We start from the raw sequence: 26,405 nt of genomic DNA on the forward strand, positions 1-26,405 counted from the left end.
TATAATTAAAATTAAAGAATATTATAGAAGGGTGATGGTTTGTGGATATTTACGAATTAGCTGCAAAGCTTTCTCCTTTTTTTGCCAGAAAGGAGGAAATTGCCGGCACCGTTCTTTTTATTCAGGGAGAATCGCTTGGGCGAGGGGATGAGGAACTCGGAAAAATTCTGATGAAAAATTTTCTTACAACCCTGGCGGGGAATGATGAACTTCCCGAAGCTTTATTGTTTGTTAACTCCGGGGTAAAGTTAGTGGTGGAAGGCTCTCCGGTATTAGGACCTTTAAAAATTCTTGAAGAAAAAGGAGTTTATCTCGGGGCTTGCGGGACCTGCCTTGATTATTTTAAGTTAAAAGATAAGGTAGTGGCCGGCGAAGTGACCAATATGGGAAATATTGTGAATTATTTAACAAAAAGCTTAAAAGTCGTAAGCCTTTAAGAATTTTTAAAAAACCAAGAAAAAGTGATGTAAATGAATTTAATGGGGTAAATTAAAAGAAAATCAAAATTTGACCGGTTGACCAGCCGGTCAAATTTTTTTATATTATTATTTGACTGACTGGTCAGTATAAATCTTAAAAGGGGGTGTGCAGGTGATTCAGTTTAAAGATGTTAAATTTAGTAAGGATCCCCGCTTTAATCCTCTCACTTTTTCCGTAGAACAGCCGGGGATTGTAGGAATTTGCGGACCAGCAAAGACCGGTAAGACTGCCTGCCTTTTAGCAATGATTGGTGGCGTGAGACCGGTTGCAGGATCAATAACGGTTTTAGGTTTAAATCCGGTGAAAAAACAGCGGGAAATAAGACAAAAGGTGGGGCTTTCTTTTGTAGAAGGGGTTTATGAGCCGTACTTTTCCCTCTCAGTTTTTGATAACTTTAAATTTCAAGGAGCTTTGTTAGGGAAAAAAGTCACACCCGTCGAGGTGGATAGACTTTTGGAGAAGATTGAAGCAAATTTTACAAAAGAAAGTATAATTGCCGATTTAAATCCTTTACAGAGAATTAAAGTTGGTTTAGCCCTGGCTTTACTTGGGGAACCACCGGTGGTCTTAATTGATGAACCCTTCAGGAACCTCACCTGCCTTGAACGAAAACATATTGAAAAAATTCTTGTAAATTTAAAGCAAGAAGGGAAGTTAGTTATTTATACCACTTTAAAAGAAGAAGAGCTTGGTATTGCCGATACAGTAGTGGACGTTGTGCAAGGAGGTGTAAGCAATGAATTTCTTGAAAATTGCGCGGGTCGAGCTAAAACAGCTTCTTAGTACCCGTCAAGCCCGAGTAGCGTTAATTGTGATAATTTTAATGCCGTTACTATACAGCTTTGTTTATTTGTCAGCGTTTTGGGACCCTTATGGCAATCTAAAAAATTTGCCGGTAGCGGTAGTTAATTTAGACCGGGGTTATAACGACGGAAAGGAAAAAATCAATGCCGGGAAAGAGCTTGTAGACGAGCTAAAAAGCAATAATGCGGTAAAATGGTACTTTGTTGAGGAAAAGGAAGCTTACCGGGGGTTACTGGGGGATAAATATTATTTAATAGTAAAAATACCCGAGGATTTTTCCGAGAAGTTATATAAAATGAAATCGTCGGATCCCCAAAAAACCGGGATTAAGGTAATTTATAACGAGGGTAAAAACTATCTGGCAGCCCAGTTAAACAGCCGGGTGGTTTTAGAATTAAAACAAAAAATAGAAGGGAAAATAGTTAAAGAAGCAATGACTACTCTTCTTGAGAAAATGGACGACTCTTTAAAAGATGTGGAAAAAGCTGCTGATGGCAGCGAAAAGCTTGAAGGGGGTATCAAACAGGCGTACAACGGAAGTACGGAGTTAGCAAAGGGCGGGCAAAAATTAGCAGCAGGGGCCAAAAAACTTGCAGCAGGCACGGAGCAGCTTTATCAGGGAAGCAACCGGTTAAAAAGTGGAACCATGGAATTTAGCCGCAATATGTCGGTGTTTGCCGCCAAAATGGAGGATGTTAGACGCGGAAGTGAAAAAATTTATGAAGGGCTAAAACTACTTCCCGGAGATGAGTTAGGAGGTCAGTTTGCTGAACTAAACGGTGGGGTTAAAACCGTTGCTGACGGAGCTTATGGGATTTACAGCGGAAGTCTTACTTTAGAAAGAGGAGTAGCCAATCTTGCTGCGGGTAGTAGCGGTTATATAGCGGGTGTTAATTCTTTTTTGTCAGGGGTAGAAAGCTTTTGGAGTCAAGTGTCTTCCGGCTTAAAACAATTAGCTTCCGGTTATAATCAGCTTTTAGACGGCTTAAACAAATTGAAAGATAGCTTGCAAACGGGAACTACATTGGTAGCCGGAGTAGATCAATCCCAAAAAGCTGCCCAAAACCAGATTGAACAAGCCTTAAATACCTTAGAAAATTACAAAGCTAACCATCCGGACCCGGAAATAGATAAGGCTATAAATTCTCTAAATGCAGCTAAAGAGAATTTAACAATGATTAATCAATATAATACCGGACTTTCGGCTTTGGTTAGCAAAGGCAATGAAGGAATTTCAGAGCTAAGTTCATCCCTTACAACATTAAATCTTGGACTCACGAACTTAATAAACCAGGGAGAAGAGGGTTATAAAAGTAAGTTAAAACCGGGAATGGTGGCTTTAGAAAAGGGTAGTCAGGACTTAACCGCAGGATTTAGCCAATTGCAAGATGGCGTTGGTACCCTGGTTTACGGCAGCAAGAAGCTTTCGGAAGGTACAGATCGTTTAGCATTGAAGACCCGGGAAATACCGGCTAAAATGGAAGAGCTGGGTAGAGGACTATCGGCTTTAAAAGATGGTTACAATCAACTGTATAACGGGATAAATCTTCTGGCAGAAGGAAGTAGTAAGCTTAATAATGCGGCATTGGCCCTTAGTAACGGAACTGCTTCCTTGAATAGCGGAATCTTGCCTGTAAAAAATGGAGCTTTGGAGTTAGAAAAGGGAGCGTTAAGGTTATCGACTGGTCAGGCGGAACTAAATGACGGTTTATTTAAGCTTTATAAAGGTTCCCAGGAGCTTACTTCAGGGCTTAAGGCCGGGGTAGAGGAAGGAAAGAAAGAGCTAACTCCTTCCTTAAAAGAAAAAAGGGCTAAAATAATTTCCGATCCGGTGGAAGTTAAAGAGGAGAAAAAATATTATGTTCCCAACTACGGAACCGCTTTTACTCCCTATTTCCTTCCGCTTTCCCTCTGGATTGGTGCTTTGGTGCTGTTTTTCCTGGTAAATTTAAAAGACCACCGTTTAACCTTATCTTCGGTTCGTTCGTGGGAGATATTAATCGGTAAATTTTTAGCGGTAGCTTTAATTGGGGTGCTTCAAGCTGTAATTTCTGGTATAATTTTAGAAAAAGGGCTTGACCTTCAGGTTGCATCTCAATGGAAATTCTTTGGATTTGCTATTTTAATGTCCCTAACTTTCTTAGCGATTATCGGTTTAATGGTTTCCCTTTTTGGCATGGCAGGAAGGTTTTTGGCGGTAGTTTTATTGATTTTGCAATTAGCTTCTTGCGGTGGTGCTTTTCCCTTTGAACTATTACCAAAATTCTTCCGGGAAATTAGCGTTTATTTGCCGATGACTTACGGAGTTTATGGCTTAAGGGAAGCCATTTCCGGTGGCTCCGGGATGAGCTTTAACCACAGTGTTTTCATGATGGCTTTGTTTGGGGTAATTGCCTTAATACTAAATTATTTTGTCACGCCAAGGCATGTAAGGCTTTCCGATTTATCGCCTAACGAAGGTAACGTAATTTAGCTGTTTGGAGGATAAGATGAATCCAAAGATTCGGGCGATTTTAAAAGCTGCGGCTAAAGTGATGGCCCAAAAGGGCTTTGAAAAAGCTACCATGGATGAAATTGCTAAAATTAGTAAGGTAGCCAAGGGGACTTTATATTACTATTTCAAAAGTAAAGAGGAACTTTTTTTAAAGCTTACCCTTTCTATTCTTGAAGAATTAGAGGAAAGAACTAAAAAGGTTTTAGAGTTAAAAGTTTCGGCGGCGGAGAAACTTAGAGCTTTAATAAAGGTCCAGGTGGAATTTTTCTTAGAGTTTCACGAGGAGGTAGTATTAGTTTTAGGGGATTTCTTTGGAAGTACCCTTCCCCGGGAAAGTTTTCGGGTAAAGATTAATGATTATTACCGGCTTATAAACCAACTAATAGCGGAAGGGATAAAAGCCAACGAATTTCGGGAAGTTAACCTGGAAATTTTTGTTCCGGCTTTTTTTGGAATGACTTCCTTTGCTACTATTCGCGGTATTTTAAGAGAGAAAGGGTTTTTAAAAGAGCAGCTTATCAATAATTTAACGGAGATAGTTTTAAACGGTTTAAAAAAATAACCGGGTTATCCCGGTTATTTTTTTGTAAAGGTTTTGAGAAAAAAGAGAAAAATTTTTGCACCTTGTATACATTTTGTTATTTTATTGACAAAAGCGGTTGGTGTTTTATAAAATTATCAGCAAAACATTTTACAGAAAAAGCAGTGAATGGGAGCGGTGCAAAAGGAAGGCCCCAGAGAGCCGGGGGTAGCTGCGAACCCGGTGCCGGAGTTTTGCACAGATCGCCCAGGAGCTTTCCGGTCGAAAGGTTAGTAGGCCGGAACGGTTTTTGACCGTTATGCCAATGAAGCGGCCGGGTTACCATGCCCGGCAAGCAGGGTGGTACCGCGGGCAAAACCCCCGTCCCTGGACGTTCAGGGGCGGGGGTTGTTTTTATATATTTTTGGCATAAAAATTTATAATTTTTAATAAAATTGCGGAGGTGTGGGAAATGGGGCTTCTTATTTACCTGGATGGAAAGTTTGTACCGGAGGAGGAAGCGAAAGTTTCGGTATTTGACCACGGTCTTTTATATGGTGATGGGGTATTTGAAGGTATCAGAGCGTACAACAACCGGGTATTTAAGCTAAAAGAACATATCGACCGGCTTTACGAGTCGGCCAAGGCTATTCTTTTAGAAATACCTCTAACCAAGGAAGAAATGACCGAAGTTGTTCTGGAAACCATGCGTAAAAACAACTTACGGGAAGGATATATTCGGTTGGTGGTTACCCGGGGGAAAGGTGACCTGGGCTTAGACCCCAGAAAATGTCCAAAAGCTACGGTTTTTTGCATCGGTTCTTCCATTACCCTTTATCCCGAGCGTTTTTACGAGGAAGGCCTTGAAGTGATTACCGTGCCAACCCGGCGCAACTTAAACGAAGCTTCCAGCCCCCGAATTAAGTCGTTAAATTACTTAAACAACATCCTGGCCAAAATTGAAGCCAATTTACACGGGGTCTTAGAAGCAATTCTTCTAAATCAGGAGGGTTATGTGGCGGAAGCTACCGGGGACAATGTTTTTATCGTTAAAAACGGTCGCTTAATTACACCACCTTCTTATGCCGGAATTTTAGAAGGTATTACCCGTAATACGGTTATGGATTTGGCCAGAAAAAGAGGCATTCCCGTGGAAGAAAAGCTGTTTACCCGCTATGACATCTTTAATGCCGATGAGTGTTTCTTGACCGGTACTGCGGCGGAAGTAATACCGGTAGTAAAAGTTGATGGAAGAACTATCGGTGAAGGTGTACCCGGTCCTATGACCAAGACGTTAATCAAAGATTTCCGGGAATACGTTACTACCGACGGTCCATTTATTTTCAGCGAGTAGAGGGGGAGAAAGATGCCAAGTCACCTCATTAAGTCAGGCATTAGCAAAGCACCGCATCGAAGTTTACTTAAGGCTTTGGGAATTACCGATAATGAGCTAAAACGCCCGTTTATCGGCGTTGTTCACAGTTTTTCGGAAATTGTTCCCGGGCACGTTCATTTAAGAACGGTGGTTGAAGCGGTAAAAGCCGGAGTGAGAACTGCCGGCGGGGTTCCCTTTGAGCTCCCGGTAATCGGTGTTTGCGATGGTATAGCCATGAACCACGAGGGAATGAAGTATTCGCTTGCCAGCCGGGAACTTATTGCCGATTCGGTGGAAGTAATGGTTAAAGCTCACCAGTTTGATGCCCTTGTCTTTGTTCCCAACTGCGACAAAATTGTTCCCGGAATGTTAATTGCGGCAATGCGTTTAAATCTTCCGGCTATTTTTGTCAGCGGTGGGCCGATGTTAGCGGGAAGAGTAAGGGGAAAAAGCGTTTCCCTCAGCAATGTTTTTGAAGGGGTAGGGGCTGTTGCTGCCGGCCTTATGAGTGAAGAGGAACTTTTAGAGTATGAAAATTACGCCTGCCCCGGCTGTGGCTCGTGTGCCGGGATGTTTACCGCCAACTCGATGAACTGTTTAACCGAGGCCATAGGGATGGCCCTTCCCGGAAACGGCACTATTCCGGCGGTGTATGCCGAAAGGTTAAGGCTTGCTAAACTTTCCGGGGAAAAGGTAATGGAACTACTTTCCCAAAATATCCGTCCCCGGGATATCTTTACCCGGGAGAGTTTGTTAAATGGTTTGGCGGTAGATATGGCTTTAGGGTGCTCGACCAATACGGTTTTACATTTGGCGGCGGTAGCTTATGAGGCGGGAGTGGAGTTCGATTTAAACCTGGTTAACGAGGTAAGTGAAAGAACGCCAAACCTCTGCCGTTTAAGCCCGGCGGGACCGCACCACATGGAAGACCTGTATTTTGCCGGGGGAATTCCGGCGGTAATGAAGGAGCTTTCAAAGAAAGGTTTGATCAGAGAAGACCTCCTTACCGTTTCGGGAAAAACGGTGGGGGAAAACCTGAAAAATGCTGTCAATAAAAATCCCGAAGTTATCCGACCCATTGATAATCCTTACTCGGAGACGGGGGGCTTAGCAATTTTGTTTGGAACCCTGGCACCCCGGGGAGCGGTGGTGAAAAAATCGGCGGTTTTACCGGAAATGTTAACCCATACCGGTCCGGCCCGGGTTTTTGATAGCGAAGAAGATGCTACCACTGCCATTTTAACCGGGCAAATAAAGAAAGGCGATGTGGTGGTTATCCGCTATGAAGGCCCCAAAGGTGGTCCTGGCATGCGGGAGATGTTAACACCAACTTCGGCCCTTGCCGGGATGGGCTTGGATAAAGATGTGGCATTGATTACCGATGGCCGGTTTTCGGGAGCAACCCGGGGAGCAGCAATCGGGCATGTTTCTCCCGAAGGTTATGAAGGTGGACCGATAGCTTTGGTTCGGGAAGGAGACTTAATAAAAATAGATATTCCGGGGCAAAGATTAGATCTTTTAGTATCAGAAGAAGAACTTAACCAAAGAAAAGCCCGGTTACAAATTCCCGAGCCTAAGATTAAAGAAGGTTACCTTGCTCGTTATCAAAAATTAGTGAGCTCTGCTAATTTAGGTGCGGTGTTTTTAAAGTAGGGGTGAGCGAAATGGAGTTAACCGGAGCGCAAATTTTAATTAAAGTATTAGAGGATTTAGGAGTGGATACTGTATTTGGCTATCCCGGTGGAGCGGTACTGCCCATTTACGATGCCCTTTATGATTCAAAAATTACCCATTACTTGACCCGGCACGAACAGGGAGCGGCCCATGCTGCCGATGGCTATGCCCGCGCTTCGGGGAAGGTAGGGGTATGTTTTGCAACTTCCGGCCCAGGAGCCACTAACCTGGTAACCGGTCTTGCCACTGCCTATATGGATTCGGTTCCGGTGGTTGCCATTACCGGACAGGTGGCAACCTCGCTTTTGGGACGGGATTCCTTTCAGGAAGCGGATATTACCGGCATAACCATGCCGATTACCAAACATAATTATTTGGTAAAAGATCCGGGGGAACTGGCCCAGACGGTGGTGGAAGCATTTTACATTGCCCGGACGGGACGACCGGGGCCGGTTTTAATTGATATTCCCAAGGATGTTTCGGCGGCCCGGGCGCGCTATGAATTTCCCGAAAAAGTTGAGCTTCCAGGGTACAAACCGGTTTTAACTCCCGGCGAGGAAGAGGTTAATAAGGCTATAGCGTTAATTAATTCCTCCGAGCGTCCGTTAATTTTTAGCGGAGGCGGGACTGTTAACGCCGGGGCCGAGCAATTATTGCTGGCTTTTGCCGAGAAAATCAATGCACCGGTGGTTGCAAGTTTAATGGGTTTAGGAGGATTTCCCGGAGACCATCCCTTATTCTTGGGAATGCTGGGTATGCACGGGACCAAGCCGGCCAATTATGCGGTCAGCGAATGTGATGTCCTGATAGCCGTGGGAGTGCGCTTTGACGACCGGGTAACCGGAGATGTTAAAAGCTTTGCCCCTAATGCCAAGATTGTTCACATAGATATTGACCCGGCGGAAATCAATAAGAATGTGCTGGTGGAAGTGCCTTTGGTGGGGGATGTAAAGAACAGCTTAGAGCTTTTAATTAAAGGGGTAAAGGAAAAAAAGCCGGAGAAATGGCTTAAGTATGTTTTTGGTTTAAAGGAAAAATATCCTTTAACTTATAACCGGGAGTGTGGCTTAAAACCCCAAAAAGTTATCGAAACTCTTTATAAGATAACCGGAGGCGAAGCAATTATCGTTACCGATGTGGGACAGCATCAGATGTGGGCTGCCCAGTTTTACAAATTTAATAAGCCGAGGAGATTTATTTCCTCCGGTGGGTTAGGAACGATGGGGTTTGGTTTACCGGCAGGAATTGGGGCTCAGGTGGCAAGACCGGAGCAGCAGGTAATAGTGGTATCGGGCGATGGTAGTATCCAGATGAATAGCCAGGAACTAATGACCGTTGCGGCCTATAATATCCCCGTTAAGGTTATTATCTTAAACAACGGTTACCTGGGGATGGTGCGGCAGTGGCAGGAACTTTTCCATCAGCGCCGTTATTCGCATACGGAACTTAAAAATCCCGACTTTGTTAAGTTAGCCGATGCTTACGGGATAAGGGGTTTGCGCATTAAAAAAGAAGAAAACTTGGAAGAAAAACTTTTGGAGGCAATAAATTATGCCGGACCGGTAGTGGTAGATGTTTGGGTAGACCGGGAGGAAAATGTTTTTCCCATGGTGCCACCGGGAGGCGCAATTCACAAAATGATCGGTTAAAGGGGGGATTTGATGCGGCATACCCTGGCAGTATTGGTGGAAAACAATCCTGGGGTTTTAGCAAGGGTGGCGGGGCTTTTTAGCCGCCGGGGCTATAACATTGATAGCCTTGCGGTGGGCAGGACGGAAAATCCGGATATTTCCCGGATGACCATTGTGGTGGAAGGGGATGACCGGGTTTTAGAGCAGGTAGTAAAGCAACTGAGAAAGTTAGTTGATGTAATCAAAGTTCAGGACATTACCTCCGAACAGTATGTGAGCCGGGAGCTTTTGCTTTTAAAAGTTCATGCGGATTCCAATACCCGGGGGGAAATTATGCAAATAGTAGAAATCTTCCGGGCCCGGATTGTGGATATTGGGCCCAAAACCCTGACCATTGAAGCTACCGGTGATGAAGATAAAATCGAAGCTATTGAAAATGCATTAAGGCCTTTTGGTATTAAAGAGCTGGTACGCACCGGAAAAATTGCCCTGCTGCGGGGCTCCAGAACTTCAAATATAAATGGAGTAAAGGAGGAGGAATAAAAATGAAAAAAGTTTATTATGATCAGGACGCTAATTTAGAGCTTTTACGGGAGAAAAAAATTGCGATTATTGGCTACGGTAGCCAGGGGCATGCTCAGGCCCAGAACTTAAAAGATAGCGGCTTAAATGTGGTGGTAGGTCTTCATAAAAAAAGTAAAAGCCGGGAAAAAGCCGAAGCTGATGGTTTTACGGTAATGAAAGTGGATGAAGCGGCCCAGTGGGCTGATATCATTCAAATTTTGGTTCCCGACCAAATTCAGGGAGAATTATACCGGGATAAAATCGAGGAACATTTAAAACCGGGTAAGGCCTTAATGTTTTCCCACGGTTTTAACATTCATTACGGACAAATAGTGCCGCCGCCGGATGTCGATGTCTTCTTAGTTGCCCCTAAAAGTCCCGGTCACCTGGTAAGGCGGATGTATTTAGAAGGCAAAGGGGTGCCGGGTTTAATTGCCGTCTATCAGGATGCTACCGGAAAAGCCAAGGATTTAGCTTTGGCCTATGCTAAAGGTATTGGCTGCACCCGGGCGGGAGTTTTTGAAACTACTTTTAAAGAAGAAACGGAAACGGATCTTTTTGGTGAACAGGCGGTGTTATGCGGTGGGGTAACCCACTTAATTAAAGCCGGTTTTGAAACTTTAGTAGAAGCGGGCTATGCTCCGGAAATGGCTTATTTTGAATGTCTCCATGAAATGAAGTTAATTGTCGATTTAATTTATGAAGGTGGCTTTTCGTTAATGCGGTATTCCATATCCGATACTGCCGAGTATGGTGACTACATGGTAGGTCCCCGGATTATTACCGAAGAGACCAAAAAAGAGATGAAAAAGGTCTTGGAAGAAATTCAAAACGGAACTTTTGCCAAAAACTGGATATTAGAGAACATGGCCGGTCGTCCGGTTTATAACGCCATCAAGCGTCGGGAACAGGAACATTTAATTGAAAAGGTGGGGGCAGAATTACGGCAGATGATGCCATGGCTGAAAAAGTAGGGGGGATGTCTTTTGGAGATAACTGGTGCTCAGGCTTTGGTAAAAGCGTTAGAACTGGAGGGGGTAACTACTATCTTCGGTTACCCTGGAGGAGCGGTTGTACCCCTTTATGATGCCTTAAGCCGATCCAAAATTCAGCATGTTTTGGTGCGCCATGAGCCGGGAGCAATTCATGCTGCTAATGGTTATGCCCGGGCTTCGGGGAAAGTTGGGGTATGTGTTGCCACCTCGGGCCCGGGGGCAACCAACCTGGTTACGGGGATTGCTACGGCATATATGGATTCGGTACCGGTGGTGGTGATTACCGGGCAAGTACCGACAACGATGGTGGGCACCGATGCGTTTCAGGAAGTGGATATTACCGGAATTACCATGCCCATCACCAAACATAACTTTTTGGTAAAAAATCCTGCAGATATTCCGGCGGTGGTGAAAAAGGCTTTTTATATCGCTGCCACGGGACGACCGGGGCCGGTACTGATTGATTTACCCAAAGATGTAGCAGCGCGGACCATAGATTTTCAGTATCCTGAAAAAGTAGAAATTCGCGGTTACAAGCCTAATTTAAAAGGGCATCCGCAAAAAATTGCCGAAGCGGTAAAGCTCATAAGGGAAGCGAAAAGGCCGGTAATTATTGCCGGAGGCGGTGTGCTTGCGGCCAATGCCAGTCAGGAGCTTTATGAATTTGCGGTAAGAGCTGAGATTCCGGTAACTAATACGCTAATGGGACTTACTTCCTTTCCCCAGGATAGTCCGCTTTTCCTGGGCATGCTTGGCCTGCATGGAACCAGGTATGCCAATTTAGCGGTGACCGAATGTGATGTTTTAATTGGACTGGGAGTGCGTTTTGCCGACCGGGTAACGGGAGAGTTATCCGGCTTTGCTCCCAAAGCAAAAATTATCCATATCGATGTAGATCCGGCGGAAATCGGCAAGAACGTGCGGGCGGATGTTCCCATTGTTGGTGATGTCAAAAACGTTTTGCAGGAGATGTTAAAGCAAATTGAGCCGCAGAATCGTCAGGAATGGCTTTCCCAAATTAACACCTGGAAGCAAGAGTTTCCCTTAAAGTATGAAAAAGATGATTTTATCAAACCCCAGGAGACTATTAAGCTTTTGGGGGAAAAGACCACCGCCGACACTATAATCGCTACCGATGTGGGACAGCATCAGATGTGGACAGCGCAATTTTATCCCTTTAAAAAACCCCGTACTTTCTTAACCAGCGGGGGTCTTGGCTGCATGGGTTATGGTTTGCCGGCAGCTATAGGTGCGGCGGTAGCTTTTCGGGATAAACAGGTAATTTTAATTACCGGCGATGGCAGTTTCCAAATGAATATGGGGGAGTTGGCTACTGCCCGGGAACAGAATTTGTCGTTGAAGATTATTTTGTTTGTTAATAAAAAATTAGGTATGGTAAAGCAGTTGCAGGAATATTATGCCAATAAAAATTACTTTGGGGTTGACTTGGGCTTTGTTCCGGATTTTGTAGCTTTAGCTAAGGCTTATGGAATTCCCGGACGGAAGATTACCAGACCAGAAGAGGTTGACGGGGCTTTAGATGAAATGCTTGCCCATAAGGGAATGTATCTTTTGGAGATTGAAATCAGTCCTGAAGAAAAAGTTTTACCCATGGTTTTATCCGGGGCTCCTATAGGAGAAGCGGTGGACTGGTAATCTTGAAGTTTGAAGTTGGAAATTAGAGGTTAGAATAAAACGAAAAAACATTTAAAGTGTGGTGAGGTAAATGGAAAGGGTTAGGATTTTTGATACGACGTTAAGGGATGGGGAACAGTCGCCAGGAGTTAGTTTAAATGCTATGGAGAAATTGCAAATCGCCCGGCAGTTACAAAAGCTGGGCGTTGATGTTATAGAGGCAGGTTTTCCTATAACTTCTCCCGGAGATAAGGAAGCCGTTTCCTTAATTGCCCGGGAAGTAAAAGGGGTGGTAGTGGCTGCCCTGGCCCGGGCTTCGGCTTTGGATATAGAAACGGCCTGGGACGCCATTAAAGATGCGGAAAGTCCCCGGATTCATACTTTTATTGCCACTTCCGATATTCATTTGAAATATAAGCTGAAAATGGACCGGGAAACGGTAGTGGAACGGGCGGTAGCAGCGGTCAAACTTGCTAAAAAATTTACCGCCGATGTGGAGTTTTCGGCGGAAGATGCTTCAAGAAGTGACCTGGACTTTTTGTGCCGGGTGGTGGAAGCGGCGGTAAAAGCGGGAGCTACTACCATAAACATTCCCGATACCGTTGGCTATGCCGAACCGGAAGAGTTTGGGGAGTTTATTTGCAAAATTTTAGAAAAAGTTCCGGTAATGGACCGGGCGGTGTTAAGCGTTCACTGTCATGATGATTTGGGCCTTGCGGTGGCCAATAGTTTAGCTGCCATCAAAAACGGCGCCCGGCAGGTGGAATGTACCATTAACGGAATTGGTGAACGGGCTGGAAACTGTTCCTTAGAGGAGATTGTAATGGCTCTTTATACCCGCAAAGATGTATTGCCTTTTTATACCGGCATTAAAACCGAGGAGATTTACCGGACCAGTAAGCTCGTTAGCAATTTAACCGGGATGCCGGTACAGCCCAACAAAGCGATTGTAGGGAAAAATGCCTTTTCCCACGAATCGGGGATTCACCAGGATGGGGTTTTAAAGGAAAGAACTACTTATGAAATAATGAATCCCAGGCTGGTGGGTATTCCCGAATCCCGTCTGGTACTGGGTAAACATTCGGGAAGACATGCGTTAAAGGAGAGGTTATTAGAGCTTGGTTATGAATTAACCGAAGAGCAGTTGAATGAGGCTTTTGTTAAATTTAAAGCTTTAGCCGATAAGAAAAAAGAAGTTACCGATCAGGATTTAGAAGCAATGATGGAAGAAGAAATAAGAAAAGTTCCCGAAACTTACACCCTGGATTATTTCCATATTTCTACCGGTTCAACGATTATTCCCACGGCCACGGTGGGCTTAATCAAGGAAGGGGAAAAATTAGAAGACGCCGCCACCGGCGATGGACCGGTGGATGCCATTTATAAAGCTATCAATAAAATAACCGGTTTAACTCCGGTTTTAGAGCAATATTCAATTAATGCCGTAACTTCTGGCGAAGATGCCCTGGGAGAAGTAGTGGTAAAACTAAAAAATGGCCTCGGGAAAATTGTCACCGGTCGCGGAGTTTCCACCGATATTTTAGAAGCATCGGCCAAGGCTTATTTAAATGGTATCAATAAATTACTTTTTGATTACCAGGCGAAAGGGGAGAAGCAGTAATGGGGATGACGATGACCGAGAAAATTCTTGCCTATCATGCCGGAAAAGAGCTTGTTGAACCGGGAGAATTAATTTCCTGCAAGGTAGATGCGGTTTTAGCCAACGACATAACCGGACCGGTAGCGATAAGCGAGTTTAAAAAAATTGGAGTGGACTCGGTTTTTGACCGGGACAGGGTTTATTTGGTGCCCGACCATTTTACCCCCAATAAAGACATTAAAAGTGCCGAACAGGCCAAAATTTTGCGGGATTTTGCTAAAGAGCAAAACCTAACCTATTATTTTGAAGTGGGTAAAATGGGAATTGAGCATGTGCTTCTGCCGGAAGAAGGGTTGGTATTGCCGGGAGAGGTGATTATCGGTGCCGATTCCCATACCTGTACTTACGGGGGGCTGGGGGCTTTTGCTACCGGGGTAGGTTCAACTGACCTTGCGGCGGCGATGGCCCTCGGGGAAACCTGGTTTAAAGTTCCGGAAAGCATTAAGTTTTACCTTTACGGGGAAAAGCTTTTACCTTACGTTTCCGCCAAAGATATCATTCTGTTTATAATCGGGCAGATTGGTGTTGACGGGGCGTTATATAAAGCGATGGAGTTCGCCGGTTCGGCTTTAAAGCTTATTTCGGTTGAAGGACGGTTAACCATGGCCAATATGGCTATAGAAGCGGGAGCAAAAAACGGCATCTTTCCGGTGGATGAGCTTACCCTGGAATATGTAAAAGGCCGGGCAAAACGGGAGTTTAAGGTTTTTGCCAGCGATCCCGATGCCAGATACGAAGCGGTTTACGAAATTAACGTGGAAGAAATCGAACCGCAGGTAGCTCTTCCCCATCTTCCGGAAAATGCCGTGCCGGTAAAGGAGGTATCCGGCAAGGACATTGATCAGGTGGTAATTGGTTCGTGCACCAACGGCCGAATTGAGGATTTACGGGTGGCGGCGGCGATCTTAAAAGGTAAAAAAGTAAAGGATTATGTGCGGTGCATTATTATTCCCGGATCCCAGTCGGTTTACCGGCAGGCCCTTAAGGAAGGACTTATAGATATTTTCCTTGAAGCGGGGGCGGCGGTTTCCACTCCTACCTGTGGCCCCTGCCTGGGCGGCCACATGGGGATTTTAGCCAAGGGAGAGAGAGCGGTTGCTACTACCAACCGCAATTTTGTGGGCAGGATGGGGCATGTAGAATCGGAAGTTTACCTGGCGGGACCGGCGGTAGCAGCAGCTTCAGCCATTGCCGGAAAAATCGTTCATCCCGAGGAGGTGCGGTAAATGCGTGCTTTTAAATTTGGCGATGACATTGATACCGATGTAATTATTCCGGCAAGGTATCTTAATACTTCTGATCCTTTGGAATTAGCCAAACACTGCATGGAGGATGCGGATCCGGAGTTTTCCAAAAAAGCTCGCCCCGGGGATGTGATCGTTGCCGGGAAAAACTTTGGCTGCGGTAGTTCCCGGGAGCATGCTCCTATTGCGATCAAAGCTCTGGGGATCGAAGCGGTAATTGCCAAATCCTTTGCCCGGATTTTTTACCGGAATAGTTTTAATATTGGGTTAAAAATTTTGGAATGTCCGGAAGCGGCGGAAAAAATTCGCGATGGAGATGAACTTTCCATCAATTACGATACCGGAGAAATAAAAAATCTTACTACCGGCGAAAGCTACTTTGCCAAACCCATACCGGAGTTTATGCAGAATATTATTGCCAAAGGAGGACTTATTAACTATGTCCGGGAGAAGCTGCAAGGGACCGTTTAAAATTTTGGTGCTGCCGGGGGATGGTATTGGACCGGAGATAATTAAGGAAGCGGTGAAGGTTTTAAAAGCGTTAGGGGAGAAAAAGGGCATTACTTTTAATTTTCAGTACGGTTTAATCGGGGGAGCGGCCATCGACGAAAGGGGAGTGCCCCTTCCCGAAGAAACGGTGGAACTTGGAAAACAATGTGATGCTATTTTGTTAGGGGCTGTAGGGGGGCCCAAGTGGGATAATTTGCCGCCGGAAATTCGGCCCGAATTGGGAGGGCTTTTAAAAATTCGCAAAGTATTTGACCTGTATGCCAACCTGCGGCCGGTAATGTTTTTTCCGGAGCTGAAAAATGCTTCCCCTTTAAAGCCGGACATAATTGAGGGTGTGGATATTTTAATGGTCCGGGAGTTAACGGGAGGTCTTTATTTTGGCGAGAAGAAGCGGTTCACTACCGAGCAAGGGGAACAAGCGGTAATTGATACCTTGATTTATACCGAAAAAGAAGTGGAAAGGGTAGTAAGACTTGGTTTTGAGTTAGCGCAAAAACGAAGAGGTAAACTTACTTTGGTGGATAAAGCCAATGTTTTAGAAAGCTCCCGTTTTTGGCGGGAGATAACCGGGGAGATTAAAAAAGAGTATCCGGATGTTGAGCTTTCCTACATGTATGTTGATAACTGTGCAATGCAGCTTATAAGGAATCCCCGGCAGTTTGATGTAATCGTTACCGAAAACATGTTTGGGGATATTTTAACCGATGAAGGCTCGGTTTTGGCCGGTTCCATTGGCCTTTTACCCTCGGCCAGCTTAAACGGAAAGTTTGGGTTATATGAGCCGATCCACGGTTCGGCACCGGATATTGCCGGACAAAACAAAGCTAACCCCCTGGCGACAATTTTATCCGCCGGGATGATGTTAAGATACAGTTTAGACTGCCCGGAAGAAGCGTTACTTATTGAAAAAGCGGTAAAAGCAGTATTACAAAAAGGTTACCGGACGGGTGATATTTTGGAGCCGGGTACTACGTTAGTTACCTGTGAAGAAATGGGTGATTTAGTAGCGGAAGAAATCTTAGGTGGGGTTTATGATGAAGGTTTACCTTTATGATACTACTTTAAGGGATGGAGCTCAGGCGGAAGGGATAAATTATACCGTTTCCGATAAATTAAAAATTGCCAGGAAATTAATTGCCTTTGGCATTGATTATTTAGAAGGTGGGTGGCCGGGAGCAAATCCTAAAGATTTAGAGTTTTTCCAGGAAGCCAAAAAGCTTGATTTTAATAAAACTAAGCTTGCGGCTTTTGGTTCAACCCGCCATCCAAGGCTAAAAGTTAAGGACGACCCTAACCTTCTGAACCTGATAAAAAGTGAAGCCCCGGTAGTTACGGTATTTGGTAAATCATGGGACTTGCATGTAGAGAGTGCTCTGGCTACAACCCTGGAAAACAACCTTTTAATGGTGTACGAAACGGTTGCCTTTTTAAAAGAGGTTGGGCGGGAAGTGGTTTTTGATGCGGAACATTTTTTTGACGGTTTTAAAAATAATCCCGAGTATGCTCTCAAAGTTATCGAACAGGCCGCCAGGGCTGGAGCCGATTTCATAGTATTATGTGATACCAACGGTGGAAGTTTGCCCAAAGAGATTCGGGCCGGGGTGGAAGCAGCTTTAAAAATTCACCCCCGTATCGGTATTCACGCTCATAACGATTCGGAACTGGCGGTGGCCAACAGTTTAATAGCGGTGGAAACGGGAGCTACTATGGTTCAGGGGACGATTAACGGCTATGGAGAACGGTGCGGTAATGCCAACCTCTGTTCCGTAATTCCTAACCTTATTTTAAAAATGGGAGTGGAGGTAAATTGTCAGGATAATTTAAAAAACCTGACCCGGCTTTCCCGTTATGTATCGGAGATAGCCAACCTCCATCCCAATCCCTATCAGCCGTATACCGGGCAGAGCGCCTTTACCCATAAAGGCGGGGTTCATGCCAGTGCGCTCTTAAAGGATAAGGGTACTTATGAGCATATTCCGCCGGAACTGGTAGGCAACCACCGGAAAGTTTCCATTTCCGACCAAGCCGGAGTTTCAAACCTTCTTTTTAACAGTGAGAACCTGGGGCTATCGGAAGAAGAGGTAAAAACCTATGGTAAAGAACTGGTGGCGGCAATTAAGGCGATGGAGCACCAGGGCTACCAGTTTGAAGGGGCCGAAGCTTCTTTGGAGCTTTTGGTTCGAAAAGTTACGGGAAAGCTTTCGGAACCGTTTAAAATTGACAACTCCAAGCTGATCATTGAAATCAAGGAAGATGGCCGGGTCTTATCCGAAGCGGTGGTTAAAGTCCGGGTGGGGGATACCACCATTCATACCGCTTCCGATGGCAACGGTCCGGTTAACGCTTTAGATAATGCCTTAAGGAAAGCTCTTTTAGAAATATACCCCAATCTTTCGGAGCTTAAGCTTACCGACTATAAGGTCCGGGTCTTAAACGAAAAAGCCGGGACGGAGGCGGTGGTGCGGGTGTTAATTGAATCGTCAGCTGGCGAGAAAAGTATCAACACCGTGGGAGTTTCCACCAATATCATTGAAGCCAGTTTAAAAGCCCTGACCGACAGCTTGATTTACTTTTTAATCAATAACAATGAAGGGACTGTTTCTTAAAACAGTCCCTTGTCTTTTTCATAAATGCTTATAAACTTTAAAAAGGGTTCGAGATTTATTTTATATTTTTGCAGGTGTAACTTAAGGGAATCTAATGAGATATTTTTTTGGTTATATTTTAAAAGCATTGCTACATCAAATAAATCTTTAGGTCCTCCAGCTAAGAGTTTTTGAGCAATTAAATCATAAAGGCTAATTATTTTAAATTTCTCTTTTTCCTCAATGGTTACTTCTATAGCATTATTTACGAAATCGATTTCATGAGGGAAGCGTGCCATAATTATGTCAATACTCACATTATCAATTACAGCTTTAATTATGTCTCCTACGGGATCTGCTAAAGATGATTTTATATAGTTAAATTTTACTGAATTTCTTTCAAGGATATCAAAAAAAATTTCCTGGGGTTCGGGCCAAAGGGCTAAGATGTCAATATCAAAAGTGCTTCTTGGTTCAGCATAAAAAGAAACGGCCAATCCCCCGATTAGGCAATAACGAATCTTTTCTTTTTCAAAGATGTTAGTTATTTTCTTTAAACTTTGAATCACCTATTTCACCCTTTTTCAAGGTCAAAATCGTTTCGTTAATTTTTTCAATAATTAATAACTTTTCTTTAAAGGAGAGATTTGCCGTCGGCGATAATGGTCGAGAATCGTTTTTTATTTTTGCAAAAATGAATTCTAGCTGAGCTTGGAAATTGGATTTCATAGTAACCCCCTGAAGTAATTATAGCTAAAATACCAGATAATGTAAATATGGGGTTTTTACAGATATTTTTGGTAACCGTGGTAAGTTTCTACCAGCCTTCCGGCGGCTAAGGATTACATTAAAATAACGACCCTAAAAATCCTTTTAACGCCGGCTTTTTTTTCTTTTTCGGTCATAATTTGACCAGACAATTCCCACAGCGGTGACTGCAGCCAAAGTGATACCTTTTACCAGAGCGCGTTCAACTAAATCCGGCTTTAATTCAGGGGCAAATTTTGCTGCCATAGGTAAAATTTTTGTCACAATTACCCCAATAAAGCCATTTAATCTTAAAAAGGAAGGGGCCCCGTATATAAGCAGGATTAAAAGGGGATGAAGGTTAAAGCGATTTACCAGTAAACTTGCCAGGAGAGTTAAAAGAATAAGGCTCGGCAGATAAGTAATTAAAATGGTTTTGGCGAGTGCGATAATTTTTGGCGTGCCGAGAAAGAGAAAATCATTATCGGTCACATATAATGCTGCAATCAAACCAGCTATTGCCCAAAGAATTTTGTCAGTGAATTTTTCCATGATTTGGCCTCCTCAGGTAAACTACTTAAAATAAGGTAAGAGCGCCAAAATAAATTCTAAAAGTATCAGTAAAACAATGGTAATCTCTAACGCTAAAAAGCGGCTGGTGACCACTTCTTCGGACAGCATGGAGTAGCTTCGCTCCAGGACATTTAATTTATGACGAATTTGCTCAGCCCAGATGTTGGTTCGGAAAATCCGTAAAGCCTGGGAATAGACCCGGGCGTAAAAGACATCTTCGGTAACTTTTAAAGCATTTTGCACCCGCTCGGTAATTTCGGTGATATCGGCTACGGTTTTTAGCAGGCGTTTCATTATTGTTCGGTACTTACCAAGCTTTTTGTAGCCCCGTTCTTCTTCGGCCTGGTCGATATCCTGGTACATTTCGTTAATTGCTTTTGTTAGTAAGCTATCATAGTAACGAAGCTCTAAGAGCTGAGAGACGGCAAACTCTAAAAGGTCAATAACATCCATATTGCCATTGGCGTCATAGACGAAGGCTGCATCCCAGGTAATTATGGTCATATCGGTGTCGGCATAGGAAAAGCGGTTGTTTAAAATTTCCGCCCGGGTTGTGGAGGATATAGGTTCTTTTTCTCCTAAAAGAAGCGGAACTGGATCGTAATTTGGTTTTTCGTTTGTAAAAAAAATCAGGAAATCTTCTTCAAAAAGTTCTGGCGAAGGTTTAATTAAAGCAGGAGTTAAAAGGTCTTTTAAAAACTTCACTTCTTTTTTAAAAAGTCCGTCAAATTCTTCAGTATTGTTTAAGTAAACCATCAGTTCTAAAAACTCATCATGGTTTAAATCTTTAAGGTCCAAACTTAAGTTTAAACTTAAGACACCCCAGGCGAAAATTTTTCCCGCTATTTTGGTCTGTAAAGTTTTACCATTAAAGAAATAAAAACCGGTAGAATATTCGAAGATTAATGGTGGTTCTTCTATGTGAATGGCTTTGGGCGGAATTTTTTTAAGCTTTAACCGAAAAGGCCTTTTTTCACTCAGGATTTCTTCGGCTTTGGCAAGGTTTATCTCTTCCGCGATATCAAAAAGACGGTATAAAAATATCTGATTCAAAAAAATCACCCCATAATTTTAATTATAAACAAAACTGGGGCAAAAGGGAAATAACGAGAGAAAAGAGAGGTTTTCAAGGGAAAATCGGTTTTTACTTAAAAAGGAATGTTTCCTGAAACAATCTGAGCCAGTTCTTCGGGTAGGCCTTTTTTTCTGATTGCAGCAGCGGTTATATCATACGGATAGGGAATCGGGCGAAAATTTACCGTAAGTTTATCATAAGTAACTTCTACCTGGGCGTAAACGGCCCGGGGGTCTTTGGTTTTGGGTTTACCGAGGGAGCCGGGGTTTAAAAAATGCCGTCCCTGGTGGAGGAAATAAAAAGGATAATGGGTGTGTCCGAAAACAAAAACATCGATATCCGGGTAATCTTCAATAAGTTTATTAAACCGGCCGGGGAAAAGATCCGGTGTTAAATACTCGTTTAACCGCTCGGGAGAGCCGTGAAATAGGAGAAAGTTTTTGCCATGAATGACAAACTTAATAGTATTTGGTAGTTTTTTGAGGTATTCTCTATTTTCCGGCAACAGGCTTTTGACGGTAAATGCCAAAGATTTTGCCCCAATTTCGTGTTCCTTGGCCGTTTTATAATCGCAACCACAGGTTGGCTTTTTATTGGCAGCACCGTCATCGTAATTGCCAAGAACTCCTTCAATATTTTTATCCCGGATAAGTTCAATAACTTCGTTGGGATAAGGGCCGTAACCGATAAGGTCGCCGGTGTGGTAGATTTTTTCCACTTTATTCATTTCGGCATCGGCCAGGACTTCTTTTAAAGCTGGCAGGTTACCATGGATATCGCCGATAAAAGCTAATAGCATAACTTACACCTCGTTTTTGTAGACTACTTTCTTAGTATACCAGGACTACTTTAATTTTAAAAAAAATTAAGTTAAAATTTAGTTAATTAAATTTTCTTAACGAAGGGGAATTTACCGTGATTGAAGCATTATTTTTTGTAATGGAAGAAGAAGAAACGACCTTAATTTGGAAGAAAATAAAAGAAAAGTTGTCTCTTGAAGAAGAACCGGGCTTTGTAAATCCGTTAGGTAAAAACATTATCTTATTAAAACGAGGGATGGGAATAGGGGGCAGATTTTCTTTTTTTCTGGCAGAAGATTTATTGGTGTTGGTAAGAGAAGGAGAAGATAATTTACTTGATGGTACTACCATTAGTTCTTTTAGGGGTCCATTATTGACGAATCTAATATTTGACCATATAATATCATATGAGTTTAACTAAATTAGAAAAATCCTGTGAACGGGACGAGTAGCAAGGCTCAAGGCCCCAAGCGAGCCGGGGAGGGTGGAAGCCCGGCGGTCGTGGCTTTGGCGAAAATCCCCCGGGAGGAGGCGACCCAAAGGCGAAAAGCCCAGTAGGTTTGCCCGGCGCCTGTGCCGTTATTTTAACGAAGTGACCGGATTTTTCCGGTAATTTGGGTGGTACCGCGGTGTAAAGCCGTCCCTTAACCTTTTTGGGTTAAGGGATTTTTTATTTGGGTTACAAGCGCTTAATAATAAAATTTATGCCATAAAGGAGAGGATAGAGGAAATGGACTACGGAAAAACCTTAAATCTTCCCGTTACCGATTTTCCAATGCGGGGAAATCTTCCGGAACGGGAACCGGAAATTTTGGCTTACTGGCAAAAAATTGACCTTTACCGGAAGGTACAGCAAAAAAATGAAGGGCGTCCGAAGTTTATCCTGCACGATGGTCCTCCCTATGCCAATGGCGATATTCATATGGGCCATGTTTTAAATAAAGTCTTAAAAGATATGATTGTGAAATTTAAAAGTATGGATGGTTATGATGCACCGTATGTGCCGGGCTGGGATACCCACGGGCTTCCCATTGAACAGCGGGCCATAAAAGATCTTGGGATTAACCGTAAGGAAATAAGTCCCTTAGAGTTTCGGGCTAAATGCCGGGAGTATGCGGAAAAATATGCTCGGATCCAAAAGGAACAGTTTAAACGCCTCGGGGTACGGGGAGACTGGGAAAATCCCTATCTTACCCTTATGCCCCACTACGAGGCCAAGCAAATTGAAATTTTCGGGGAAATGGCGAAAAAAGGTTATATTTATAAAGGTTTAAAACCGGTTTACTGGTGTCCGGTTTGTGAGACCGCTTTAGCGGAAGCGGAAATCGAGTATGCTGAGAAAAAATCACCGTCTATTTATGTGCGCTTTAAGGTGGTAGAGGGTAAGGGAAAAGTGCCGGAAGATGCTTATCTAGTAATCTGGACTACCACACCCTGGACCCTTCCGGCTAACGTGGCCATTGCCGTCCACCCGGAATTTACTTATGCTTTGGTTAAAACCGAAAAAGGTGATTATGTGGTAGCCGAGGGGTTAGTTCAGCAATTTTTTGAGGCAACAAAACTCACCGGAGAAATAGTTGCCCGTTTTAAAGGGGAAGAGCTGTTGGGAGTAGTGACCCGGCATCCGTTTATCGAGCGGGAATCTCCGGTGGTATTAGCTGATTATGTTACCCTGGAATCCGGTACCGGTCTTGTCCATACCGCGCCAGGCCATGGTACCGAAGACTTCGAAACCGGGAAAAAATATAACCTTCCGGTGCTTTCACCGGTAAACCACCAGGGAGTTTTTACCGAAGGTGCGGGAAAATATGCGGGGATGAAAATTGATGATGGCAACAAAGCCATTACCCAGGATTTAGAAGCTTCCGGAGATTTACTGGCAATGTCGTTTATTAAGCACTCATATCCCCACTGCTGGCGGTGTAAAAACCCGGTGATTTTTAGGGCTACCGAGCAGTGGTTTGCTTCCATTGATGGCTTTAGAGAACAGGCTTTAAAAGAAATTGAAAAGGTCGAATGGATCCCTGCCTGGGGTAAAGATAGGATTTACAACATGGTGCGCGACCGGGGTGATTGGTGTATTTCCCGGCAAAGAACCTGGGGCGTGCCGATACCGATTTTTTACTGTGAAGCCTGCGGCAAGGAAATTATTACCGATGAAAGCATCAAAGCGGTTTCCGATTTATTCCGCGTCGAGGGAAGCGATGCCTGGTGGAAATACGAGGCCGGGGAAATTCTCCCCGATGGTTTTAGATGTCCCCATTGTGGAGGGGTGAAATTCCGTAAGGAAACCGATATCATGGACGTCTGGTTTGATTCCGGTTCCAGCCATGCGGCGGTTTTAGAGCAGCCGGAATACTGGCCGGATTTGCGCTGGCCGGCTGACCTTTATTTAGAGGGTTCGGACCAGCACCGGGGCTGGTTTAACTCTTCCCTTTCTACTGCCGTTGCTACCAGAGGGATGGCACCTTATAAAGCGGTTTTAACCCATGGCTTTTTGGTGGACGAAAAGGGGAGGAAAATGTCCAAGTCTTTAGGCAATGTGGTAGATCCCCTGAAAGTTATTAAAGAACTGGGAGCGGATATTTTGCGGCTCTGGGTGGCATCGGCTGATTACCGCTCCGACTTAGCAATTTCCAATAACATTTTAAAACAGACCGCCGAAGGCTACCGGAAGATTAGAAATACCATTCGGTTCTTACTGGGGAACCTCTATGATTACGACCATGAAAAACACCGGGTACCTTATGAGCGGCTGTTAGAAATTGACCGCTGGGCCCTTGCCAAGCTCCATCGCTTAATTGCCCGGGTGGTAAGAGCTTATCGGGATTATGAGTTTCACGTAGTATTCCATGCGGTTCATAACTTCTGTACGGTCGATATGAGCGCAATTTATTTAGATATTATTAAAGACAGACTTTATGTTGAACTGCCGGATAGCGAAAAACGCCGTTCAGCCCAGACGGTGCTGTATGAAATCCTTGATAGCCTTTTACGGCTACTGACACCGATTTTGGCTTTTACCACCGAAGAAGCCTATCGCCATTTCCCGGCCAAAGGCAAAAAAGAGTCGGTGCAGCTTTTAGACATGCCGAAAGTTGAAGAGAGATATCTGGATTTAACTTTAGAAGAGACCTGGGATAAAATCTTAGAGGTTCGAGCTAAAGTCTTAAAAGCTTTAGAAATTGCCCGGCAGGAAAAGTTAATAGGCCACAGTCTTGATGCCTGGGTAACTTTAAAGGCTTCGGGCGAACTTTACGACTTTTTAGTAGAGCGGGTAAATATGTGGCCGGAAATTTTCATTGTTTCCCAGGTTGATATTCAAAACGAGGAAGTTACCGGAGAAAACGGTGAATTACCTTTAGAAGTTGTGGTGAACAAAGCTTTAGGAGAAAAGTGCCAGCGTTGCTGGATGTATTCCCCTGAAGTGGGATTGGATCCGGAATTTCCGGATACCTGTCCGCGCTGTGCTGGAGTCCTGCACGAGTTAAAAAACCGTCCGCTGTAGCGGGCGGTTTTTTGTCTATAGGTATGAAAATTTTGTTTTGCGGTAATACTACCAATAAAATTACCGCGGTGCGGAGGGGATACGATGAATTGTCCGATTTGTGGTGGACGGGCTACCGGAAAGGTGGGAACCGACCAGTATTTTTGCTGGAATTGTTGTGTTGAATACCGGATAAATAAAGAAGGGGTGCAAATTTTTGAATTGGGCGAGGATGGAAGCCTCATGGCCTTTGATCCTTACAATCAGCAACTGTACTAAAAGGGAGCAAGGGAGGTAGCATTATGCGGCGGAATTTTTGGAGTGGCCTTTTAGCCGGAAGCCTTTTGGGTATGACATTGCTGGCATCGGTAGCCAACCGGCGGGAGGGCCGGAAGCTTATGCGGGAAGGCACTAAAGCCCGTAAGAAATTAATGCGGTTGTATGATGATTTGACCGATTTATGGAAATAGGTGAGAGAGTGTTCCCAAAATTTCTTTATTTCTTTCTAAGAGTAGCAGGGATTGTTGTTGCCCTTATCTTTTTTTATCGGATAAGGGCAGTTTTTTTCCCTTTTATTTTAGCGGGATTTTTAGCTTATCTTTTGCACTGGCCGGTAGAATGGCTTGAACGAAAAAAAATTAATCGGGGCTTTGGTATATTTCTACTTTACCTGGTGCTGGGTATAATGATTTTTCTTATTACAAAATTTTTTCTGCCGTCTTTTATAAAGCAAATCAATGAGTTAATAGCTGTTCTTCCGGGTTACTTGAATCAAGTGCAGGAGTTTTTGGATCGACAGCAGGCGGGAATTGACCGGGGTAGTCTTCCCCCGGAAATAAAAAAGAGCCTTCTAATCCAAATAGATTCTTTAGAAAAAAGCGTAGCGGGGATTTTAAAGAGCCTTTTAGCTACCCTGTGGGGAATATCTTCCCATCTTTTTGATTTTCTTTTAGCTCCGATTCTTGCCTATTATATTTTAAAAGATGTCCATAATTTAAAAAAAAATATTCTGGGTTATTTACCCGTTGATTTCCGGGATGAAGCGATTATTTTTCTTAAGGTCTGTGACCACGTTTTTGGGCGTTTTATCAAAGGCCATTTGTTAATTTGCCTAACGGTGGGTATACTAACCGGTTTAATTCTTTATATATTAAAGATACCTTACAGTTTTCTCCTGGGGCTATTAGCCGGAATTATGGAGTTGGTTCCTTATTTTGGACCAATTTTAGCTAGTATTCCCATTTTAGCTCTTGCTCTTTTGAAGGGAAAGGTTTTATTTATAAAAACTTTATTAGCAATAGTTTTAATTCAACAGATAGAAGGAAACGTCTTAGCCCCGAAAATTTTGGGAGATAGCCTTGGATTACATCCCCTTACCGTTATTTTTTTACTCCTTTGCGGTTTTAATTTAGGAGGGGTTTTGGGCATGATTTTAGCAGTCCCGGTTGCTGCAGTTGTTCGCAATTTATATTTTCTCTTTCGCTGGCGGGGGAATAGCCTTGAAGTTGACAGTAAAAATTTTGGTAAAGTATAATTAGATAAAGTTAAAACC

General features: G+C 43.7%; 25 protein-coding genes and 2 other annotated features. Of the genes, 20 read left to right on the forward strand and 5 right to left on the reverse strand.

Annotation, left to right across the window (positions count from 1 at the left end):
• The first annotated feature begins 41 nt into the window (after positions 1-41).
• The 15 genes from yedF to cimA all read left to right on the forward strand — a co-directional run bounded on the left by yedF (position 42) and on the right by cimA (position 18,192).
• Positions 42-437 carry a sulfurtransferase-like selenium metabolism protein YedF gene (gene yedF / locus CHY_RS02290; protein WP_011343443.1) on the forward strand — a complete coding sequence of 132 codons (396 nt, stop codon included), beginning with the start codon at positions 42-44 and terminating at the stop codon, positions 435-437.
• A 154-nt stretch (positions 438-591) separates the two neighbouring features.
• Positions 592-1,263: an ATP-binding cassette domain-containing protein gene (locus CHY_RS02295; RefSeq protein WP_011343444.1), complete on the forward strand. Its 672-nt coding sequence runs from the start codon at positions 592-594 to the stop codon at positions 1,261-1,263.
• The gene (locus CHY_RS02300) at positions 1,217-3,757 is read left to right on the forward strand and encodes a YhgE/Pip domain-containing protein (protein WP_011343445.1); all 2,541 of its coding nucleotides are present in this window, start codon (positions 1,217-1,219) and stop codon (positions 3,755-3,757) included. Before CHY_RS02295 ends, CHY_RS02300 begins: the two co-directional genes overlap by 47 nt.
• A 16-nt stretch (positions 3,758-3,773) precedes the next feature.
• Entirely contained in the window at positions 3,774-4,340 is a 567-nt protein-coding gene (locus CHY_RS02305; RefSeq protein ID WP_011343446.1) for a TetR/AcrR family transcriptional regulator, read from the forward strand.
• 134 nt (positions 4,341-4,474) lie between these two features.
• Positions 4,475-4,690: a binding site (T-box leader), on the forward strand.
• Between the two features lie 80 nt (positions 4,691-4,770).
• Positions 4,771-5,652: a branched-chain-amino-acid transaminase gene (gene ilvE / locus CHY_RS02315; RefSeq protein ID WP_011343449.1), complete on the forward strand. Its 882-nt coding sequence runs from the start codon at positions 4,771-4,773 to the stop codon at positions 5,650-5,652.
• A 12-nt stretch (positions 5,653-5,664) separates the two neighbouring features.
• Complete coding sequence (gene ilvD, locus CHY_RS02320) at positions 5,665-7,326, forward strand: dihydroxy-acid dehydratase (protein ID WP_011343450.1); 1,662 nt, start codon at positions 5,665-5,667, stop codon at positions 7,324-7,326.
• An 11-nt stretch (positions 7,327-7,337) separates the two neighbouring features.
• Complete coding sequence (gene ilvB / locus CHY_RS02325) at positions 7,338-8,996, forward strand: biosynthetic-type acetolactate synthase large subunit (RefSeq protein WP_011343451.1); 1,659 nt, start codon at positions 7,338-7,340, stop codon at positions 8,994-8,996.
• A gap of 12 nt (positions 8,997-9,008) precedes the next feature.
• On the forward strand, positions 9,009-9,521 hold the full coding sequence (gene ilvN, locus CHY_RS02330) for an acetolactate synthase small subunit (protein WP_011343452.1): 513 nt from the start codon (positions 9,009-9,011) through the stop codon (positions 9,519-9,521).
• Positions 9,522-9,523: 2 nt separating this feature from the next.
• Positions 9,524-10,516, forward strand: coding sequence for a ketol-acid reductoisomerase (ilvC, locus tag CHY_RS02335; RefSeq protein ID WP_011343453.1), 993 nt, complete (start codon positions 9,524-9,526; stop codon positions 10,514-10,516).
• 12 nt (positions 10,517-10,528) lie between these two features.
• Entirely contained in the window at positions 10,529-12,193 is a 1,665-nt protein-coding gene (ilvB, locus tag CHY_RS02340) for a biosynthetic-type acetolactate synthase large subunit (protein WP_011343454.1), read from the forward strand.
• 70 nt (positions 12,194-12,263) lie between these two features.
• Positions 12,264-13,793, forward strand: a complete 1,530-nt coding sequence (locus tag CHY_RS02345) for a 2-isopropylmalate synthase (protein WP_011343455.1) — start codon at positions 12,264-12,266, stop codon at positions 13,791-13,793.
• Complete coding sequence (gene leuC / locus CHY_RS02350; RefSeq protein WP_011343456.1) at positions 13,793-15,058, forward strand: 3-isopropylmalate dehydratase large subunit; 1,266 nt, start codon at positions 13,793-13,795, stop codon at positions 15,056-15,058. Before CHY_RS02345 ends, leuC begins: the two co-directional genes overlap by 1 nt.
• Entirely contained in the window at positions 15,059-15,547 is a 489-nt protein-coding gene (gene leuD / locus CHY_RS02355) for a 3-isopropylmalate dehydratase small subunit (RefSeq protein ID WP_011343457.1), read from the forward strand.
• Positions 15,516-16,640: a 3-isopropylmalate dehydrogenase gene (leuB, locus tag CHY_RS02360; RefSeq protein WP_011343458.1), complete on the forward strand. Its 1,125-nt coding sequence runs from the start codon at positions 15,516-15,518 to the stop codon at positions 16,638-16,640. The genes leuD and leuB overlap by 32 nt, the downstream gene beginning before the upstream one ends.
• Complete coding sequence (gene cimA / locus CHY_RS02365) at positions 16,621-18,192, forward strand: citramalate synthase (RefSeq protein ID WP_011343459.1); 1,572 nt, start codon at positions 16,621-16,623, stop codon at positions 18,190-18,192. Before leuB ends, cimA begins: the two co-directional genes overlap by 20 nt.
• Here cimA and CHY_RS02370 read toward each other — a convergent pair.
• The 5 genes from CHY_RS02370 to CHY_RS02390 form a co-directional block, all read right to left on the reverse strand.
• On the reverse strand, positions 18,189-18,740 hold the full coding sequence (locus CHY_RS02370) for a DUF6036 family nucleotidyltransferase (protein WP_011343460.1): 552 nt from the start codon (positions 18,738-18,740) through the stop codon (positions 18,189-18,191). The genes cimA and CHY_RS02370 overlap by 4 nt on opposite strands.
• On the reverse strand, positions 18,712-18,900 hold the full coding sequence (locus tag CHY_RS02375) for a hypothetical protein (RefSeq protein ID WP_011343461.1): 189 nt from the start codon (positions 18,898-18,900) through the stop codon (positions 18,712-18,714). The genes CHY_RS02370 and CHY_RS02375 overlap by 29 nt, the downstream gene beginning before the upstream one ends.
• A 144-nt stretch (positions 18,901-19,044) precedes the next feature.
• Positions 19,045-19,470 carry a hypothetical protein gene (locus CHY_RS02380; RefSeq protein ID WP_011343462.1) on the reverse strand — a complete coding sequence of 142 codons (426 nt, stop codon included), beginning with the start codon at positions 19,468-19,470 and terminating at the stop codon, positions 19,045-19,047.
• Between the two features lie 21 nt (positions 19,471-19,491).
• Positions 19,492-20,544 carry a hypothetical protein gene (locus CHY_RS02385; protein ID WP_011343463.1) on the reverse strand — a complete coding sequence of 351 codons (1,053 nt, stop codon included), beginning with the start codon at positions 20,542-20,544 and terminating at the stop codon, positions 19,492-19,494.
• 95 nt (positions 20,545-20,639) lie between these two features.
• Positions 20,640-21,365: a metallophosphoesterase family protein gene (locus CHY_RS02390; protein WP_011343464.1), complete on the reverse strand. Its 726-nt coding sequence runs from the start codon at positions 21,363-21,365 to the stop codon at positions 20,640-20,642.
• A 116-nt stretch (positions 21,366-21,481) separates the two neighbouring features.
• Here CHY_RS02390 and CHY_RS02395 point away from each other — a divergent pair, with 116 nt between their 5' ends.
• From CHY_RS02395 to CHY_RS02405, 5 genes are all read left to right on the forward strand, one after another.
• Positions 21,482-21,787, forward strand: a complete 306-nt coding sequence (locus CHY_RS02395) for a hypothetical protein (protein WP_041537615.1) — start codon at positions 21,482-21,484, stop codon at positions 21,785-21,787.
• A 5-nt stretch (positions 21,788-21,792) separates the two neighbouring features.
• Positions 21,793-22,014: a binding site (T-box leader), on the forward strand.
• An 82-nt stretch (positions 22,015-22,096) separates the two neighbouring features.
• The gene (gene ileS / locus CHY_RS02400; RefSeq protein WP_011343468.1) at positions 22,097-24,874 is read left to right on the forward strand and encodes an isoleucine--tRNA ligase; all 2,778 of its coding nucleotides are present in this window, start codon (positions 22,097-22,099) and stop codon (positions 24,872-24,874) included.
• 84 nt (positions 24,875-24,958) lie between these two features.
• Positions 24,959-25,132: a hypothetical protein gene (locus CHY_RS13295; protein WP_011343469.1), complete on the forward strand. Its 174-nt coding sequence runs from the start codon at positions 24,959-24,961 to the stop codon at positions 25,130-25,132.
• A 23-nt stretch (positions 25,133-25,155) separates the two neighbouring features.
• Positions 25,156-25,323 (forward strand): hypothetical protein, encoded by a 168-nt coding sequence (locus CHY_RS13105; protein ID WP_011343470.1) that lies wholly within the window; start codon positions 25,156-25,158, stop codon positions 25,321-25,323.
• Positions 25,314-26,387, forward strand: a complete 1,074-nt coding sequence (locus CHY_RS02405; RefSeq protein WP_083757234.1) for an AI-2E family transporter — start codon at positions 25,314-25,316, stop codon at positions 26,385-26,387. Before CHY_RS13105 ends, CHY_RS02405 begins: the two co-directional genes overlap by 10 nt.
• Positions 26,388-26,405 lie beyond the last annotated feature (18 nt).

The organism is Carboxydothermus hydrogenoformans Z-2901 (assembly GCF_000012865.1).
GTDB classification, from domain to species: Bacteria; Bacillota; Z-2901; order Carboxydothermales; family Carboxydothermaceae; genus Carboxydothermus; species Carboxydothermus hydrogenoformans.